We start from the raw sequence: 17,017 nt of genomic DNA, 5'->3' as shown, positions 1-17,017 counted from the left end.
ATGAATACGCCCGACGCGCAACGTCCCCGCTCCGAGCTCTTCCGCCGCATCGCCCTCGTCCTCGTCTCCCTCGTCGTGGGACTGGGCCTGCTCGAGCTCGGGCTGCGCGCCTCGACCTGGAGCTGGCTGTTCGCCTGGCCGAACTTCGTGCTCGATGCGCGCAAGGTGCTGGCCGATCGCGACAGCGGCCGCACGGTCCATGACGAGCGGCTGGGCTACGTGCCGCGTGCGGGCTACGCGACCGCCGGCATCCCCATCGAGGAGAATGGCCTGCGCCGCACCGGCCCGGCGCCAGCCGATGGCCGCGCGCCGATCCTCGCGGTGGGCGATTCCTTCACCTTCGGCGAGGAGGTTGGCGACGGCGAGACCTGGCCGGCCGACCTGCAGCGCCTGACCGGCCGGCGCGTGCTGAACGGGGGCGTGAGCGGCTACGGCTTCGACCAGATCGTGCTGCGCACCGAGGCGCTGGCGCCGCTCTACCGGCCCGAGGCGATCGTCGTCGCCTTCATCGCCGACGACATCCGCCGCACCGAGATGCGGCGCCTGTGGAGCGCCGACAAGCCCTACTTCGAGCCCGAGGGCGACGGGCTCAGCCTGCGCAACGTGCCTGTCCCGCCGCGCGCGCCGGCACTCGACACGCTCACCTTCTGGCAGAAGACGCTGGGCTATTCCTTCGCCTTCGACTTCATCCTGCGGCGCCTTGACCAACTGCACGACTGGTACGGCGATCACATCCGCGTCCATCCGCGCGGCACCGGCGAGCGCCTGTCCTGTCTCCTCACGGCGCGGCTCGCCGAACTGCAGAAGAGCGGCGGCGCAAAGATCCTGCTGGTCGCCGAGTACGATCCCGTCGTGTGGGACGATCCGAGCTTCGCGGCCGAGCAGCGCCGCATGACGCGGGACCTGCTGGCCTGCGGCAAGAAGAACGGCCTGGCGACACTCGACAGCTACGAGGCGCTCGCCGCAACGCCACGGCCGCGCGACCTCTACGTGCTGTGGCACATGAACGCCGCCGGCAATGCGCTGATCGCACGGCTGATCGCCGATGCGCTCGGGCTCAAGGGCTACTGATATGCTGGGCCGGGCGGCGCTGGTCCTCTGCTCGCTGCTGGTCGGGCTGCTCCTGCTCGAACTGGGCTGCCGGCTGTGGCGCGGACCGGCCGCGCTGCTCGACTGGTCGAACATCATCCTCAAGGAACGACAGGCGACGTTGAGCGCCGGCGCTGGACGGCTGAAGCGCGACAGCGAGCTGGGCTTCGTGCTGCGGCCGGGCTTCAGCGCCGAGGGCGTCACCTACGATCTCCACGGCCATCGCCTCACGCCCGCCCCGCCCGGCGCGGTGCTGGCCGAACCGCCTGTGCTGGCCGTCGGCGATTCCTACGCCCATGGCGACGAGGTGAGCGACGGCGAGACCTGGGCGGCGCTGCTGCAGCCGCTGATCGGCCGCCGCACGGTCAATGCCGGCGTGAGCGGCTACGGGCTCGACCAGACTGTGCTGCGCGCCGAGAAGCTTGTGCCGGAGATCAAGCCCGCCGCGCTGGTCCTCGTCTTCATCGCCGACGATCTGCGGCGAGCCGAGATGAAGCGCGTCTGGGGGGCGGAGAAGCCATACTTCGAGCCGGTCGCAGGCGAACTCGCGTTGCGCAACGTCCCCGTGCCGCCCTCGCCGCCACCCGCCACGACGCTCGACCTCTGGCAGCGCCTGTACGGCTGGTCGGTGCTGGTCGACACGATCCTGCGCCACAAGGGCTGGCAGTACGAATGGTCGATCGACCATGTCCGCGTGCTGCCGCGCGGCGCGGGCGAGGCGATGGCCTGTCCGCTGCTGAAGCGGCTGGCCGCGCTGAAGGTGCCGACGCTCGTGGTCGCCGAATACGATCCCTATGCGTGGAAGAACGCCGACCATGCGCGCGAGCAGCGCCGCCTCTCCGCCGTCGTGCTCGACTGCGCCCGCGCGGCGGGCTTCGGCGCGCTCGACCTGTTCGACGCCATCAACGCGACCGTGGAGCGCGACGGTTATGCCGCGATGTTCAGGTCATCGCATCCCGGCCCGCTCGGCCACCGGATCGCGGCGGAGCGGATCGCCGAGGCTTTACGGCCCTACATGCCGCCGCGATAGTTCGGCGCCTCGCGCATGATCTCGACGTCGTGCACGTGGCTCTCGCGCAGGCCCGAGCCGGTGATGCGCAGGAACTGGCAATTGCTCTGCATGTCGCGGATCGTGCCGTTGCCGGTGTAGCCCATGGCGGCGCGCAGGCCGCCGACCAGCTGGTGCAGGATGCTGCCGACCGCGCCCTTGTAGGGCACGCGGCCCTCGATGCCCTCGGGCACCAGCTTCAGCGTGCTCTGCACTTCCTGCTGGAAGTAGCGGTCGGCCGAGCCACGCGCCATGGCACCGATCGAGCCCATGCCGCGGTACGACTTGTAGGACCGGCCCTGGTAGAGGATCACCTCGCCCGGCGCCTCGTCGGTGCCGGCCAGCAGCGAGCCGATCATGGCGCAGTCGGCGCCGGCGGCGATCGCCTTGGCGAGATCGCCGGAATACTTGATGCCGCCGTCGCCGATCGCGGGCACGCCCGCGGCGCGGCAGGCTTCAGCGGCCTCCATGATCGCGGTGAGCTGCGGCACGCCGACGCCCGCCACCATGCGGGTCGTGCAGATAGAGCCCGGGCCGATGCCGATCTTCACCGCGTCGGCGCCGGCGTCGATCAGCGCCTGGGCGCCTTCGCGCGTGGCGACGTTGCCCGCCATGACCTGGGTGTAGTTGCTGAGCTTCTTCACCTGCGTCACGGCCTCGAGCACGCCGCGCGAATGGCCGTGCGCGGTATCGACCACGATCACGTCGACATCGGCGTCGATCAGCAGCTGCGCACGGCGCAGCCCGTCCTCGCCCACACCGGTCGCCGCGGCGGTGCGCAGGCGGCCCTTCTCGTCCTTGCTGGCGCCGGGGAACTTGTTGGCCTTCTCGATGTCCTTGACGGTGATCAGGCCGATGCAGCGATAGGCATCGTCGACGACCAGCAGCTTCTCGATGCGATACTGGTGCAGGAGGCGCTTGGCCTCCTCCCGGGTCGCGCCCTCGCGCACGGTGACCAGTCTTTCCTTGGTCATCAGCGCGCTGACGGGCGTGCCGCTCTCGGTCGCGAAGCGCACGTCGCGGTTGGTCAGGATGCCCGCCAGCTTGCCGCTGCGCTCGACCACGGGAATGCCGGAGATCTGGTTGGCTTCCATCAGGGCCAGCGCATCGGCCAGCGTCTGGTCGGGATGGATGGTGACGGGGTTCACCACCATGCCGCTTTCGAACTTCTTGACCCGGCGGACCTCGTTGGCCTGCGCCTCGGCATCGAGGTTCTTGTGGATGACGCCGATGCCGCCGGCCTGGGCCATGGCGATCGCCATGCCGGCTTCCGTGACCGTGTCCATCGCCGCCGACATCAGCGGGATGTTGAGTTCGATGGTGCGCGTGAGGCGTGTGCGGGTGTCGGTCTGTCCGGGCAGCACCGACGAGGCAGCAGGCTTCAGGAGGACGTCATCGAAGGTGAGCGCTTCCTGAATCTGCATACCAACCTCCTGGAAGGAGAAATGAAAACGGCGGCCCTCGGAGAGGGCCGCCGGGTTGGCGAGCCTTTATACACACCGCCGCGCACAAGCCAAGTGCGCAGACGCGGGGCGGTTATGCACAAGAAGCCCTAAGCGGCGCCCAGGAAATCGTGTTTCGCGATTTCGACGCCCCACTGGCCCAAGATTGCGTAGGCGGCACTGCAGTGGAAATAGAAGTTCGGCAGCGCCAAGTGCAGCAGATAATGCTCGCCCCGTAATTGGGAGGATTGCCCGCGATCGTCAGAAAGCCCCCGCCGCGTGCACAGTCGGAAAACCTAGCCGCGAAAGCCCGTCCCCACGACATACATCTCCGCCGAATCGGCCCGGCTGGCCTCTGGCTTGAAATGGCGCACCTTCTCGAAATCCCGCTTCAGCCGGTCTAGCAGCGTCCGCTCGGTGCCGCCGCGCAGCACCTTGGCCACGAAGGCGCCGCCGGGCTTCAGGATCTCGCGTGCGAAGTCGTGCGCGGCCTCGGCCAGCCCCATGATGCGCATATGGTCGACCTGGGTTTCCCCGGTCGCCGCGGCCGCCATGTCGCTCATGACGACGTCCGCCGGCCCGCCCAGCAGCTCCGTGAGCAGCGCCGGCGCATCGTCGTCGTAGAAATCCTTGGCCAGCACCGTGGCGCCGGCGATCGGCTCGACCGGTGTCAGGTCGATGCCTATCACCACGCCCTGGTTCTTGCCGGAGCTGACGCGCTCGACGGAAACCTGCGTCCATCCGCCCGGCGCGGCGCCCAGATCGATGATGCGCGCCCCGGGCTTCAGGATCTTGAACTGGTCGTCGATCTGCAGCAGCTTGAAGGCCGCGCGCGAGCGATAGCCGCGCTTCTTGGCTTCCTCGACATAGGGATCGTTGAGCTGGCGCTGCAGCCAGCGCTGCGACGACACCGTGCGGCCGCGCGCCGTCTTCACACGCACCGTGGCGCGCCGACCCGTGGGCAGGCTGCCCTTCTTGTCCTTGGCCATGGTCAGTTGCCCCGGCGGCAGAGCTGGTCGGCGTCGCGGTCGGCCTGGCGCATCAGGTCCATCAGCACGCCCTCGCGCAGGCCGCGATCAGCCACCCGAATGACCGGCGCCGCCCACTGGCGGCATACCGCCTCGAGGATCGCCCCGCCGGCCAAAGCGAGGTCGGCCCGGTCGTCGCCGATGCAGGGCAGATGGGTAAGCTGGTCGACCGACATTACCGAAAGCTCGTCACAGATACGCAAAACTTCCTCTCGGCCGATCCGCGAACCGTCGACCATGGTACGGTTATAGCGCTTCAGGCCGAGATGGTGGGCACTAACAGTCGTCACGGTGCCTGAAGCGCCGATCAGCTGGACCTCGCCGCGCGCGATCGCCGGCCCGATCTGGTGCAGGGCACAGAACGGCCGCAGGTCGGCGCGGATGCGCTCGACCATGTCGTCGTAGCAGGCGCGGGTCAGCGGCCGCTCGCGGGGCTGGCCGCTGGTGCAGGATTCCGTGAGCGTCACGACACCCCACGGCACCGAGGTCATGCCGATCAGCTCGGTCTTCACCCCGCCCTGCCGCCCGTCGCGCGGAATCACGCGGATCCAGCTCACTTCGGTCGAACCGCCGCCGATGTCGATCAGCAGGCCGTAGGGAATCTCGGGATCGAGCAGGTTCTCGCAGCTCGCGAGCGCCAGCCTCGCCTCCTCGGCCGGCGGGATCAGGTCGAAGCTGAGACCGGTGCGGGCCTTCACCATGCCGAGGAAGTCCTCGCCGTTGCAGGCGCGGCGACAGGCCTCGGTGGCAATGTGACGGGCGCGGGTGACGCGATTGCGCTCGATCTTGGACGCGCAGACGCCCAGCGCATGCAGCGTGCGTTCGATGGCTTCACCGCAGAGCGAGCCGCTCAGCGCCACCCCCTCGCCCAGCCTGACGGGGCGAGAATAGGCATCGATCACCTCAAAACCCTCGACCGATGCCTTCGCCACCAGGAGCCGGCAATTGTTTGTGCCGAGATCAATGGCAGCAAAAGTGTGCGCAAATCGACCGCTGTGCCAGCCTCCCCTGAGTGTGGTTTCCCCGGTCATTCACAACTCTTTTCTTCGGAGGATGCTAACCGAGGATTTCGCGCACGGCGAGGCCCCGCTTGCCAATCCGGTCCGTCATCGCTAAATCGTCCGGCGCGCGAGGTCCGAAGGGTCCTTGGGGGATAGTTTAACGGTAGAACAACTGGCTCTGACCCGGTTAGTCTTGGTTCGAATCCAGGTCCCCCAGCCAACCCGCCCTTCCAATCGGCGTGAAATCGATCCACCGGTGCGTTCTTCTCCGGCCCCTCGCCGTACATCGCCCCAAATTGCACACTCGATGATCTGCCGCGGGCGGTCGCTTGCTGCCGGAGAAATCTAGATGCCGGACACCCGCCCCATCGTGATCACCGGCGTGGCTGGCCTCGCCGGGCAGAATCTTATCCCCCGCCTGAAGGCGCGCGGGATGGGGCCGCTGATCGGGATCGACAAGCATCCCGCCAACAACGCGATCTTCAAGAAACTCCATCCCGACGTCCGCCTGGTCGAGGCCGATCTTGCCACGGATGACGGCTGGCAGGAGGCTCTGGCCGGTGCCGGTACCCTCGTCCTCTGTCACGCCCAGATCGCCGCGCTCACCGAGGCGCCGTTCACCGCCAACAACGTGGTGGCGACGGAACGGGTGCTTGAGGCCGCGCGGCGGCACGGCGTCGGGCAGATCGTCCACATCAGCTCATCGGTGGTGAACTCGCTGGCGCACGATTTCTACACCGAGTCCAAGAAGGCGCAGGAGAAACTCGTCCTCGACAGCGGCATCCCGACCTGCGTGCTGCGACCGACGCTGATGTACGGCTGGTTCGACCGCAAGCATCTGGGCTGGCTGGCCCGATTCATGGCGCGCACGCCGGTCTTTCCGATCCCGGGGCATGGCCGGTACCTGCGCCAGCCGCTCTATGTCGGCGACTTCTGCAACATCATCGCCGCCTGCATCGCCGAGCCGCGGCCGGGCCAGGTGTTCAACATCTCCGGCCAGGAGCAGATCGCCTACATCGACCTGATCCGTGCCCTGAAGGAAGCGAGCGGCGCCAAGGCTGCCATCGTCCGCATTCCCTACGGCCTGTTCCGCACGCTGCTGCAGCTCTACGCGATGGTGGATTCCAATCCGCCTTTCACCGTGAGCCAGCTCGCCGCGCTGGTGGTGCCCGAGACCTTCGAGGTGATCGACTGGCCGCGCCTGTTCGGCGTCAAGTCGACGCCGATCCTCGAGGGGCTGCGCGAGACGTTCCGCGACCCGGTCTATTCCAGCGTGGTCCTGGAGTTCTGAGCATGGCCCGCGTCGCCATCATCGGGGCGGGCGCCATGGGACTGGCGGCCGCCTACCATGCGCTCAAGGCCGGGCACGAGGTCACGGTCTTCGAGGCCGACCGCATCGCCGGCGGCATGGCCGCCCATTTCGACTTCGCCGGCCTGTCGATCGAGCGCTTCTACCATTTCGTCTGCAAGTCCGACCGGCCGACTTTCGAGCTGATGCAGGAACTCGGCATCGGCGACCGCATGGTCTGGCGCAAGACGTCGATGGGCTACTTCGTCGACGGCAGGCACCATCGCTGGGGCGATCCGCTCGCCCTTCTCACCTTCCCCAAGCTCGGGCTGATCTCGAAGATCCGCTACGGCTTGCAGATGTTCCTGTCGACCCGGCGCAACGACTGGTCGTCGCTGGAGAAGGTCAATGCGCGGGACTGGATCGTCCGATGGAGCGGGCAGCGCGCCTACGACGTGCTGTGGCGCCGCCTCTTCGATCTCAAGTTCTTCGAGTATGCCGACAACATCTCGGCCGCCTGGATCTGGACCCGCATCAAGCGCGTCGGCACCTCGCGTGCCTCGCTCCTGCAGGAAGAGCTGGGCTACATCGACGGCGGCTCGCAGACGCTGATCGACACGCTGGTCGACGCCGTCGAGCAGCACGGCGGCATGCTGAAGCTCGGCGCGCGGGTCAGCGAGATCACCAGCGAAAACGGCCGCGTCACCGGGCTGGTCGTCGACGGTGCCGCCCAGCCGTTCGACGCCGTCATCTCGACCGTGCCGACGCCCTTTGTATCGAAGCTGGTGCCGGGCCTGTCGGCCGAGGCCAAGGCCAGGTACGACGCGATCCGCAACATCGGTGTCGTCTGCGTGCTCTTCAAACTCGGCAAGCCGGTCACGAAGCACTTCTGGCTGAACATCAGCGACGCCGGCATCGACATCCCCGGCATCGTCGAATTCTCGAACCTGCGACACCTGTCCGAGACCGTCGTCTACGTGCCCTACTACATGCCGCAGACGCATCCCAAGTTCGGCCGCAGCTCCGAGGCATTCGTCGCCGAGGCCTTCGGCTACCTGCAGAAGCTCAACCCCGCCCTGCAGGCCGGCGATCTCCTCGCAAGCCAGGTCGGCCGCCTCAACTATGCCCAGCCCGTTTGCGAGCCGGGCTTCCTGGCCAAGATCCCGAAGGTGCAGACGGCGATCGAGGGCCTGCAGATCGCCGACACCTGCTTCTACTATCCCGAGGATCGCGGCATTTCCGAGAGTGTGCGCTACGGCAGGCTGATGGCGCAGGCGATCGACGATCCCGGCGTCTGGCGCGCCGAGAATCGGTAAACTGGGGCCGATGAACCTCCAGTTCCTGAAGTTCCTGGTCACCGGCGGCATCGCCGCGCTCGTCAATCTGCTGAGCCGCTACGCGCTGAACCACGTCATGTCGTTCGAGGCCGCCGTGGTCGCGGCCTACCTGCTCGGCATGGCCACCGCCTACCTGCTGGCGCGCCGCTTCGTGTTCGATGCCTCGGGCCGCTCGATGGCCTCGGAGGTGCGCCGCTTCGTGCTGGTCAACCTCGTGGCGCTGGGTTTCGTCTGGGTGATCAGCGTCGGCCTCGCCCGGGTCGTGTTTCCGGCCATCGGCATGACCTGGCATGCCGACGACATCGCCCACCTGATCGGCGTGCTGGCGCCCGCGGTGACCAGCTATGTCGGCCACCGCTTCTATACCTTCGCCCGGAAGTAGCCGAAGCGACCCCTAGGTGTAGAGGACGATCGCGCAGACGCCGACCCAGGCCACGACCGTGGCCAGCAGCGGCAGGTCCGACAGCAGCGCATCGGTCGGCGATTCGCCGGCCCCCAGCCGCTCGACCACGTACCAGTAGCGGAACAGGCCGAAGATCACCAAGGGGATGGTCGCCGTCAGCTTCTGGTTCGCCGACATGACGAACAGGCTGTAGAAGACCAGCGCGCCGGTCGCCGACATCTCGGCATAGCGCTCGATCAGCGCCGGAGAATACTTTTCCAGCACCTCGCGCCCATCCGAGCCGCTGCCCAGCAGTTCCTGCCGCCGCTTCACGGCGGCGAGATAGAGCGCCAGGCAGAGGGTCGTGATCAGCATCCAGCCCGAGAGCGGCAGGTCGAGCACGACGGCACCGGCACAGATGCGCAGCACGAAGCCGATGGCGATGCTGAAGATGTCGAGCACCGGCTGCTGCTTCAGCACGAAGGTGTAGGCGACGTTGAGGATAAGGTAGCCCGCGATTACCGCCATGACGTACGGCTGGAAGACCGCGGCCACGGCAAGCCCCGCCAGGATCAGGCCCAGCAGCCCGAGCGCGCCGCCGCGCGAGACGCGCCCGGCGGCCAGCGGCCGGGAGAAGCGCTTGGTGGGATGGCGCCGGTCGCGCTCGATGTCGTGCAGGTCGTTAACGATGTAGCACGCCGACGAGGCCGCGCAGAACAGCGCAAAGGCCAGCAGCGAAAGCTTGATGGAGGCCGGATTCGTGAACTCGCGGGCGAACACCAGGGGGGCGAAGACGAAGCCGTTCTTCACCCACTGGCGGGGCCGCACCAGTTGGATCAGCCCCACGATCATGCCGCCCGACGAAGACGAACTCATTGCCCCAAGCCACCCCCGCATTGCGGGCATCTATGCGCACTCTGCCGGACTCTGGCAATCCCTCCGGTCCCACCGCCTCCTGCCGGCCCAGCGTGATTGACGTGGCCTTTGCCGCGTGAACGAAGTACCATTGTTGAGAAATATTCGCTTCTTGGGCACAGGACGGATGAGACCTGTTTCCTCCTGGGGACGCCTGAGCGCGGAACCTCATCAAGTCGTAGATCTGTCCGATATCGCCGCTCTGGTCGACCAGACGCGGGGCATGGGACCCGCGATCCCGCTCGGTATGGGCCGCAGCTACGGCGACGCCTGCCTGAACCCCGGAGGTTCGCTGCTGAATACGGCACGGCTCGACCGCTTCCATTCCTTTGACCCCGAGACGGGGCGGCTGGTCTGCGAGGCCGGCGTACAGCTTCGCGACATTCAGCGTTTCATGCTGCCGCGCGGCTGGAGCCTGCCGGTGATCCCCGGGACGCAGATCGTGAGCGTGGGCGGCGCCATCGCCAACGACGTACACGGCAAGAACCATCATCGCGTCGGCTCGTTCGGCCACCACGTCCGGAACCTCAAGCTGGTGCGCACCGACGGCCAGGCAATCGATTGCGGGCCGGGCGTGAACCCCGACCTGTTCGCCGCGACCGTGGGTGGCATCGGCCTCACCGGGTTGATCGCCACGGCCGAGCTGCAGCTTCAACCGGTCGCGGGACCGTGGCTCGATACCGAGATCCTGCCCTATCGCAGCCTCGACGAGTTCCTGACCCTGGCCGACGATTCGGAGTCGCTCTGGGAGCACACCGTGTCCTGGCTCGACTGCACCGCCGGCCGCCGCACCCGCGGCATCTTCCTGCGGGCCAATCCGGCGGTCGACCAGGCGGGCAAGCCGCCGGTGCCGAGCCGTCGCGCGGTGCCGGTGACGCCGCCCCTGTCGCTGTTCAACCGGCTGACGCTGCCGGTCTTCAACACGCTCTACTACCACCTCAACGCCCATCGCGGCGGGACAAAGCGCCGGCCGTTCGACACCTTCCTGTTCCCGCTCGACGACGTGCAGGACTGGAACCGGCTCTACGGACCGCGCGGCTTCTACCAGTACCAGCTGGTGGTACCGCGCGACGCTGGTCCGGCCGCCCTGCGCGACATCCTCGACATCATCGCGAAGTCGGGCCAAGGCTCCTTCCTCGCGGTCATCAAGACCTTCGGCGAGCGCGCCTCGCCCGGCCTGCTGAGCTTTCCGATGCCCGGCATCACCCTCTCGCTCGACTTCCCCAACCGGGGCGCTCGCACCGAGCGGCTGTTCGTCGAACTCGATGCCGTCGTTCGTGCCGCCGGGGGACGCCTCTACCTCGCCAAGGACGCGCGCATGCCGCGCGACCTGTTCGACGCGGGCTATCCAAAAGCGCCGGAGCTTGCGAGATTCCGCGATCCTGGGATGAGCTCCGGCATGTCCCGCCGTTTGATGGGGCATTGAGTTGGACCAGAAGAAGCGCATCGTCGTGGTCGGCGCGACCTCTTCCATCGCCGAGCATTGCTGCCGGCTGTGGGTGCAGAAGGGACCGGTCGAGCTGATCCTGGTCGCGCGCAACGTGGCCCTGGCCGAGCGCATCGCCACCGACCTGCGGGCGCGCGGCGGAGCCGTCGACGTGTCGGTCGAGACGATGGACTTCCTGTCGGTACCGGCCATCGCCGAGGCGGTGGCGCGCTGGACCACGCAGGCGCCGGTCGACATCGCGCTGATTGCCCATGGCGTTCTGTCGCCGCAGCTTCCCTGTCAGGAAGATCTCGCGCGTGCGCACGAGGCGCTCGAGGTCAACGGGGTCTCGCCGGTCCTGTTCGCCGAGGCCTTCGCGGGCGCGATGGAGCGCGCCGGCAACGGCACGATTGCCCTGATCGGGTCGGTCGCCGGCGATCGTGGCCGTCGTGCCAACTACGTCTACGGCGCCTCGAAGGCCCTGATGGATCGCTACGCCCAGGGCCTGCAGCACCGCTTTGCCGCCACGGGCGTAAAGGTCGTGCTGATCAAGCCCGGCCCCACCGACACGCCGATGACGGCGCAGTACAAGGCGCAGGGCCGGAAGCTGGCCTCGGTCGAGTCCGTGGCCGAAGGCACCGTGAACGCGATCGAGCGCGGCACGCCGGTCGCCTATCTGCCGCGCAAGTGGCAGCTCATCATGTTCGTCGTGCGCAACCTGCCGAACTTCATTTTCAACAGGCTCAACATCTGATGCTGAAAGAGATCTACGACGCGATCATCTCGACCTTCGAGCGGGCCTTCGGCCTGCTCGCCAGCCGCCGCCTGTGGCTGGTCTGGGGCGTGGCCGTGGCGCTCATCGTGTCGCTGTTCATCTCCTTTCCGCGAATCAGCTTCTTTCTCGGCACCGACGGCCAGATCGTCAATTTCTGGCCCGTGCTCGAGCGCCAGGCCGCCAATCCGCTGGCAACCGTGGGCGACCAGTTCAAGGACCATGCGCTGCACGACGCCAAGCTGGCGTTCCGGCTGACCCTGCCGCTCACCATGAAGGTCCTCCACATCGACTGGCGCGGCCTGCTGGCGATCCAGTACGGCCTGGGCGTCCTGATGCTCTTCCTGGTGGGCAAGATCGCGATGGACCTGTTCCGCGACCGCATCGTGGCACTCGCCAGCGTGTTCGGCGTGGCCTCGATCTATGCCGGCAAGGCGGCTTTCCTCCAGCTGGGCGGAATGGGCGACGCTTTCGCCTTCGCCTTCCTCACCGTGGCGGTGGCGTTCCGCAATCCGGCGGTGATCTTCGCCGCCGTCATCGCCGCCTGCTTCACCGACGAACGCGCCGTCATCGTCTCGCCGTTGCTCGTCGTCTACTGGGCGATGCGCGACAGCGACGGACACAAGCCCGACTGGTTCAACCTGCAGACCATCACCGTGGCCGCGTCCATCCTGGTCGCCGGGATCATCCGCCTCGTGCTGATGTTCGGCTACGGGCTGCACATCCCGATCGGCGCCGGCAACGATGTCGGCCTCAGCGTCCTGCCGATCAACCTGCCGAACCTGCAATACGAGCTGCCGCATGTGCTGGCGGGACTGTGGCTGTGGCCACTCGTCGCCTGCATCCTGCTGGTGCGAAACCGCTGGTGGTTCTCGCTACTGGCGATCGTGGGCGTCACCGGCGCCATCGTCGCCGCCTCGTTCATGGTGCTCGATGTCGACCGCAGCCTCGCCTACACCCTGCCGCTCATTTACGCGTCGATGGCGGTCGCGGCGTGGGCCAGGCTCGACCTCAAGGACCTGCGCGGCATCGCCATCCTGGGCTTCCTGATTTCCTTCGCCTGCCCGGTCAACAGCCTGTTCGGCGGGGTGAGCAACCGATACTCCGAAGGCAACCTGATGCCGGTCGAGGTCGTGCGCTTCTACAAGTACAGCAACGCCCGTTAGTTGCGGATCTGGTAGAAGCAGACCATGTCGCCGAGCGGCACCATGGTCCAGGCGTCGATCGGATAGTCGACGAAGGAGCGCAGGATGGCGTCGGCCTTGCCGTTGCCCAGCAGCTTCTTCTGGACAAACACGTAGAGGCGGTCGACGCGGCCGCGATAGGCCTGCGCCTTGAGATCCTCCAGTGAATCGAAGTCGGCCAGGTTGGACCAGTTCCGCGCGTTGCGGACCTCCAGCGCGATCTCCGGAGACGGCAGGAAGATCAGGGTCTTCTTCGCGTCCGGCCCCGCCAGGTCGATGGTGCGGATATAGGCGATCGCTTCCGCCGTGGCGTTCATCTGCCGGAAGCCGCGATCGCCCATCGGGTAATGCGTATTGGCGATGGTGCGTGTCACGAACGAGGTGACGCCGTACAGGCAGGCCAGCCCCACGACCGCCGCGAAGGCAAGCCGAAGGATCCACGACCGGCTGGTGATGAAGGCGTGGACCACGCCGATGAACAGCAGCAGCGCGGGGATGCGGAAGTGGCGCTCGTCGAAGCTCACCGACTTGGCCGCCATCCACGTCGCGAGGAACACGACGAGGATCGCGCCGCATGTCGCAAACACGAAGCGCAGGTATTCACCGTAATCGTGACGCAGCCGGACCCAGGTGACGGTGAAGGTCGCGACCGCCAGCGGAAAGAAGGCGTAGACCACGGCGTCGATCGAGTTCAGGACCTGCCGCCCGGGATTGAGGAACAGGTAGTGGCCGAGGTCGAGCAGCGAGAGGCTCGCGCTCCACAGGCAGGTGACGCCGAGCGACACGTAGAAGACCAGCCCGTCGGGATGGAGGGTCGTCGGGATCGAGGCCGCTGTGACGCCGCGCGTGTACCAGGTGAAATAGAAGATCGCGCCCATCAGCGCGATGGCGATGCCGGCCACCACCAGCTTGCGCAACGTGTCCCACTTTGCCCAGGCCCTGTCACCGCAGATCGCCGCGCCGCCCACGACCGCCGCGCCGAAGATCATGCCGCTCAGCTTGGCGAAGACCAGAACCGCCGTCCCCAACACGAAGGGGATCAAGGAAAACCACCGGAAGTCGCGCAGGCGCCAGACCATGAGGATGAACCAGGGCGCGACGCCGAACAGCAGCGATTCGCCGCCGGAGTAGTTGGTGAAGGACAGGTTGAAGAACCTGTTGCAGGCGATGACGGCCAGCGTGACCCAGATCGTCAGCGGCGGGAAGCCGAACGCCTGGTAGAGCGCGTGCCAGCCGAACAGGCCCAGCACGGAGAAGGCCGCGACCACCACGATGATCGCGAGGCCAAGGCTCATGCCAAGCTTCTCGACCAGCCCGGGCAGCACATGCTGGCCCGGCGTCCAGGTGCTCATGAAGGCCTCGACTTCATGCGAGATGTCGGAAAGGTCCGGTCCCAGCGAATAGTTGAAGGCCGAGGCGCGGGCCTGCGTGTACCAGCCGACGAAGCCCCAGCCGCTGTCGGAATACATGTTCGGCCGCACGATCGCGCCGGCGATCGTGTAGGCCAGCGTCAGGACGACGACGAGCCCCAGGCACAGCGTCGGCACCCAGGCCATGAGACGGTCGGAGCCCCTGCCCGCTCCCCCAAACGATCGAACCATCCAATGCCACCGGCCGCTGAAATACCTGGCTGAAGTCTAGACCATCCGCAGCGGAAATCGCAGTAGGACCGTGCCAGCGGCCGCAATATAGTGCGCTCGAATGCAATCGATTTCCCCGACGGTTACCGTCGTCGCGCCGACGTTCAACGAGTCGCAGAACCTGCCTCGCCTTGTCGCCCTGCTCGACAAGACGATGGGCGACATTCCCTGGGAAGTCGTCTTCGTCGACGACAATAGCCCCGACGGCACCTGGAAGGTGGCCAAGCAGCTTTCCCGGGACGATCCGCGCGTGCGCTGTCTGCGTCGCGTCGGCCGTCGCGGCCTGGCGGGCGCCTGCATCGAGGGCGCGCTGAGTTCCGCCGCGCCCTACGTGGCCGTGATGGATGCCGACCTGCAGCATGACGAGACCATCCTGCCGGCGATGATCGCCAAACTGCAGAACGACGAGGCCGACATCGTGATCGGGAGCCGCTTCGTGGGCGACGGCAGCGCCGAGGAAGGCTTCTCCGCCCGCCGCGCCTTCGCCAGCAAGGTCGCGACCCGCCTCTCCTCCATCGTCATCGGCCGCCAGGTCTCCGATCCGATGAGCGGCTTCTTCGCCTTGAAGCGCGAGGTGTTCGAGACCGTCGCGCCCAACCTGATCTCTTCCGGCTTCAAGATCCTGCTCGACATCCTGGCCAGCACGCGTGGCCAGGTGCGGGTCGCCGAGGTCGCCTACCATTTCCGCTCCCGGCAGGAGGGCCTGTCGAAATTCGACAGCCGGGCCATGATGGACTTCCTCGGCCTGCTGGTGCATCGCCTGACCGGCGGCGCCATCTCGGTCCGCTTCCTGTTCTTCATGATCGTGGGCGCCATCGGCCTTGCCCTGCACCTCATCGTGCTGCGGCTCGGCATGCTCGGCGGGCTCGGCTTCGAAGTGGCGCAGTCGCTGGCGACGGTCATCGCCATGACCTCCAACTTCCTGATCAACAACCTGCTGACCTACAGCGACATGAAGCTGAAGGGCCTGTCCGCGCTGGGCGGGCTGCTGAAGTTCTATGTCGTGTGCGGCGTGGGCGCGCTCGCCAACATCGGCGTGGCGTCGTGGATGTTCGTGTCGAACGAGAGCTGGTGGATTGCGGGCATCGCCGGCGTCGTCGTCGGCGCCACCTTCAACTACACGATGAGCTCGATCTTCGTCTGGCGGCAGCAGCAGAACTAAGGCGGCGCACGCGAGCGCCGCCTCGGTTCCTGGGTTGCGCTAGCGCGCGTTCTCTTTCTCGAAGTCCGGCACAGCCGCCGACGCGGCTGCGAAGCGCGGCGACTTGGTGACCTTGAGGGCTTCGGCGCCGCCGTCGGTCTGCATGATCTTCGCCATGATCGCCTGCTGCGCCCGCTCGAAGACGCCGCGGTTCTCAATCAGGTACTTCTGCGATTCACGCAGCTTCGTCACGTAGCCGTTGATCTCGGGAACGACGTAGCGCGCGACCATGTCCCAGCTCCGGCGCGTGTTTTCCGGGTTGGCCCAGTCATGGACGAAGCCCACCACCGTGCCGAAACCGCCGCTCTTGGCGTAGACGTCCTTGATCACCTTCACCAGGTCGTCCGGCGTGCCGATCGTAGCGGCCGATCCCGGCGTGAAGGCCGTCTTGTCCACCGCCTCGTCCGGATCGGCGAAGGGCTCCGCGCCGGGGCGCTGCAGCGTGCCGACGATGTACTCGTTGTGCCAGCGGTGGAGCCCGACCCGCGCTTCCTCGCGGGCCTTCTCGCGCGTCTCCGCGACGTGCCAGGAAAGCAGCACGCGCCAGTTCCTGCGGTCGACCGTCTGGCCATGCTTCTTCGCCGCGTCCTCGGCGAACTTCCACTGCGTCGGCAGCGCCAGCAGGCCCTCGTTCGACATCGAGCCGATCGAGATGATGCCGATGCCGTGCTTGCCGGCCAGCGTCATGCCCGACGGGCTGACCTGCGAGGCGACGACGAACGGCATGTCCTCCTGCAGAGGGAGAAGCTGCAGGGCGGCATCCTGCATCGTGTACCAGTCGGTCTTGTCGGTGACGCGCTCGCCCTTGAAGAGGCGGCGGATGACGCCGATCGCGTGGTCCTGCCGGTCGCGCTGAAGCATCGGATCGATGCCGAGCGTGTGCGCGTCCGAGGCAAGGGCACCGGGGCCCGAGCCGAAGATCGCGCGACCACCGGTCATGTGGTCGAGCTGCACCATGCGCTGCGCGACGTTGTAGGGATGATGGTAGGGCAGCGAGATCACGCCGGTGCCGAGCTTGATGCGCTTGCTGCGCTCGCCGGCGGCCGCGAGGAACATCTCGGGCGAAGCGATCATCTCCCAGCCGCTGGAATGATGCTCGCCGCACCAGAACTCGTCGTAGCCCAGCCCGTCGAGTTGCTCGACGAGGTCGAGATCACGCCGGAACTGCAGCATCGGATTCTCGCCGATCGGATGGTGCGGGGCGAGGAAGGCGCCGAATTTGAGCCGCTGCATGTTGGGATCCCCGATGACTGTTCACATCCAC

16 protein-coding genes and 1 tRNA gene are annotated in these 17,017 nt (G+C 67.0%); 10 read left to right on the top strand and 7 right to left on the bottom strand.

Annotated elements, in window-relative coordinates; translation table 11 throughout:
* Both KQ910_RS17110 and KQ910_RS17105 read left to right on the top strand, forming a co-directional pair.
* Window positions 1–1,071: an SGNH/GDSL hydrolase family protein gene (locus KQ910_RS17110; RefSeq protein WP_216962828.1), complete on the top strand. Its 1,071-nt coding sequence runs from the start codon at window positions 1–3 to the stop codon at window positions 1,069–1,071.
* Window position 1,072: 1 nt separating this feature from the next.
* A complete protein-coding gene (locus KQ910_RS17105) occupies window positions 1,073–2,119 on the top strand; it encodes an SGNH/GDSL hydrolase family protein (RefSeq protein WP_216962825.1) in 1,047 nt (348 codons plus the stop codon).
* Here KQ910_RS17105 and guaB read toward each other — a convergent pair.
* The 4 genes from guaB to KQ910_RS17085 all read right to left on the bottom strand — a co-directional run bounded on the left by guaB (window position 2,101) and on the right by KQ910_RS17085 (window position 5,539).
* A complete protein-coding gene (gene guaB, locus KQ910_RS17100; protein WP_216962822.1) occupies window positions 2,101–3,561 on the bottom strand; it encodes an IMP dehydrogenase in 1,461 nt (486 codons plus the stop codon). The two genes, KQ910_RS17105 and guaB, sit on opposite strands and share 19 nt — an antisense overlap.
* Window positions 3,562–3,689: 128 nt before the next feature.
* Window positions 3,690–3,866, bottom strand: a complete 177-nt coding sequence (locus KQ910_RS26995) for a DUF1993 family protein (RefSeq protein ID WP_216963952.1) — start codon at window positions 3,864–3,866, stop codon at window positions 3,690–3,692.
* Window positions 3,867–3,875: 9 nt separating this feature from the next.
* Window positions 3,876–4,568: an RlmE family RNA methyltransferase gene (locus KQ910_RS17090; protein WP_216962819.1), complete on the bottom strand. Its 693-nt coding sequence runs from the start codon at window positions 4,566–4,568 to the stop codon at window positions 3,876–3,878.
* Window positions 4,569–4,570: 2 nt separating this feature from the next.
* Window positions 4,571–5,539, bottom strand: a complete 969-nt coding sequence (locus KQ910_RS17085) for a Ppx/GppA phosphatase family protein (RefSeq protein ID WP_216962816.1) — start codon at window positions 5,537–5,539, stop codon at window positions 4,571–4,573.
* A 215-nt stretch (window positions 5,540–5,754) separates the two neighbouring features.
* Between KQ910_RS17085 and KQ910_RS17080 the strand changes: the two genes are divergently transcribed.
* The 4 genes from KQ910_RS17080 to KQ910_RS17065 all read left to right on the top strand — a co-directional run bounded on the left by KQ910_RS17080 (window position 5,755) and on the right by KQ910_RS17065 (window position 8,615).
* Window positions 5,755–5,828, top strand: a tRNA-Gln gene (locus KQ910_RS17080).
* A gap of 129 nt (window positions 5,829–5,957) precedes the next feature.
* Window positions 5,958–6,899: an NAD-dependent epimerase/dehydratase family protein gene (locus KQ910_RS17075; RefSeq protein ID WP_216962813.1), complete on the top strand. Its 942-nt coding sequence runs from the start codon at window positions 5,958–5,960 to the stop codon at window positions 6,897–6,899.
* A 2-nt stretch (window positions 6,900–6,901) separates the two neighbouring features.
* Window positions 6,902–8,212: an NAD(P)/FAD-dependent oxidoreductase gene (locus tag KQ910_RS17070; protein WP_216962811.1), complete on the top strand. Its 1,311-nt coding sequence runs from the start codon at window positions 6,902–6,904 to the stop codon at window positions 8,210–8,212.
* 10 nt (window positions 8,213–8,222) lie between these two features.
* Window positions 8,223–8,615: a GtrA family protein gene (locus KQ910_RS17065; RefSeq protein WP_216962808.1), complete on the top strand. Its 393-nt coding sequence runs from the start codon at window positions 8,223–8,225 to the stop codon at window positions 8,613–8,615.
* Between the two features lie 12 nt (window positions 8,616–8,627).
* Here the strand turns inward: KQ910_RS17065 and KQ910_RS17060 are convergent, their stop codons facing one another.
* Window positions 8,628–9,491 (bottom strand): decaprenyl-phosphate phosphoribosyltransferase, encoded by an 864-nt coding sequence (locus tag KQ910_RS17060; protein WP_216962806.1) that lies wholly within the window; start codon window positions 9,489–9,491, stop codon window positions 8,628–8,630.
* A gap of 166 nt (window positions 9,492–9,657) precedes the next feature.
* Here KQ910_RS17060 and KQ910_RS17055 point away from each other — a divergent pair, with 166 nt between their 5' ends.
* From KQ910_RS17055 to KQ910_RS17045, 3 genes are read left to right on the top strand one after another with little or no spacing between them, the layout of a single operon-like run.
* Complete coding sequence (locus tag KQ910_RS17055) at window positions 9,658–10,956, top strand: FAD-binding oxidoreductase (RefSeq protein WP_216962803.1); 1,299 nt, start codon at window positions 9,658–9,660, stop codon at window positions 10,954–10,956.
* Window position 10,957: 1 nt separating this feature from the next.
* Window positions 10,958–11,710, top strand: a complete 753-nt coding sequence (locus KQ910_RS17050; protein WP_216962799.1) for an SDR family NAD(P)-dependent oxidoreductase — start codon at window positions 10,958–10,960, stop codon at window positions 11,708–11,710.
* Window positions 11,710–12,894: a hypothetical protein gene (locus KQ910_RS17045; RefSeq protein WP_216962797.1), complete on the top strand. Its 1,185-nt coding sequence runs from the start codon at window positions 11,710–11,712 to the stop codon at window positions 12,892–12,894. The genes KQ910_RS17050 and KQ910_RS17045 overlap by 1 nt, the downstream gene beginning before the upstream one ends.
* On the opposite strand, the gene KQ910_RS17040 is transcribed toward KQ910_RS17045, so the two are convergent.
* The gene (locus tag KQ910_RS17040; protein WP_216962793.1) at window positions 12,891–14,513 is read right to left on the bottom strand and encodes a hypothetical protein; all 1,623 of its coding nucleotides are present in this window, start codon (window positions 14,511–14,513) and stop codon (window positions 12,891–12,893) included. The two genes, KQ910_RS17045 and KQ910_RS17040, sit on opposite strands and share 4 nt — an antisense overlap.
* Window positions 14,514–14,613: 100 nt before the next feature.
* Here KQ910_RS17040 and KQ910_RS17035 point away from each other — a divergent pair, with 100 nt between their 5' ends.
* Complete coding sequence (locus tag KQ910_RS17035; protein ID WP_216962790.1) at window positions 14,614–15,714, top strand: glycosyltransferase; 1,101 nt, start codon at window positions 14,614–14,616, stop codon at window positions 15,712–15,714.
* A 39-nt stretch (window positions 15,715–15,753) separates the two neighbouring features.
* On the opposite strand, the gene KQ910_RS17030 is transcribed toward KQ910_RS17035, so the two are convergent.
* Window positions 15,754–16,986 carry an LLM class flavin-dependent oxidoreductase gene (locus KQ910_RS17030; RefSeq protein ID WP_216962787.1) on the bottom strand — a complete coding sequence of 411 codons (1,233 nt, stop codon included), beginning with the start codon at window positions 16,984–16,986 and terminating at the stop codon, window positions 15,754–15,756.
* Window positions 16,987–17,017 lie beyond the last annotated feature (31 nt).

Origin of the sequence: Reyranella humidisoli, assembly GCF_019039055.1 — a bacterium.
GTDB classification, from domain to species: domain Bacteria; phylum Pseudomonadota; class Alphaproteobacteria; order Reyranellales; family Reyranellaceae; genus Reyranella; species Reyranella humidisoli.
This window is presented reverse-complemented; position numbering and strand designations above follow the sequence as displayed.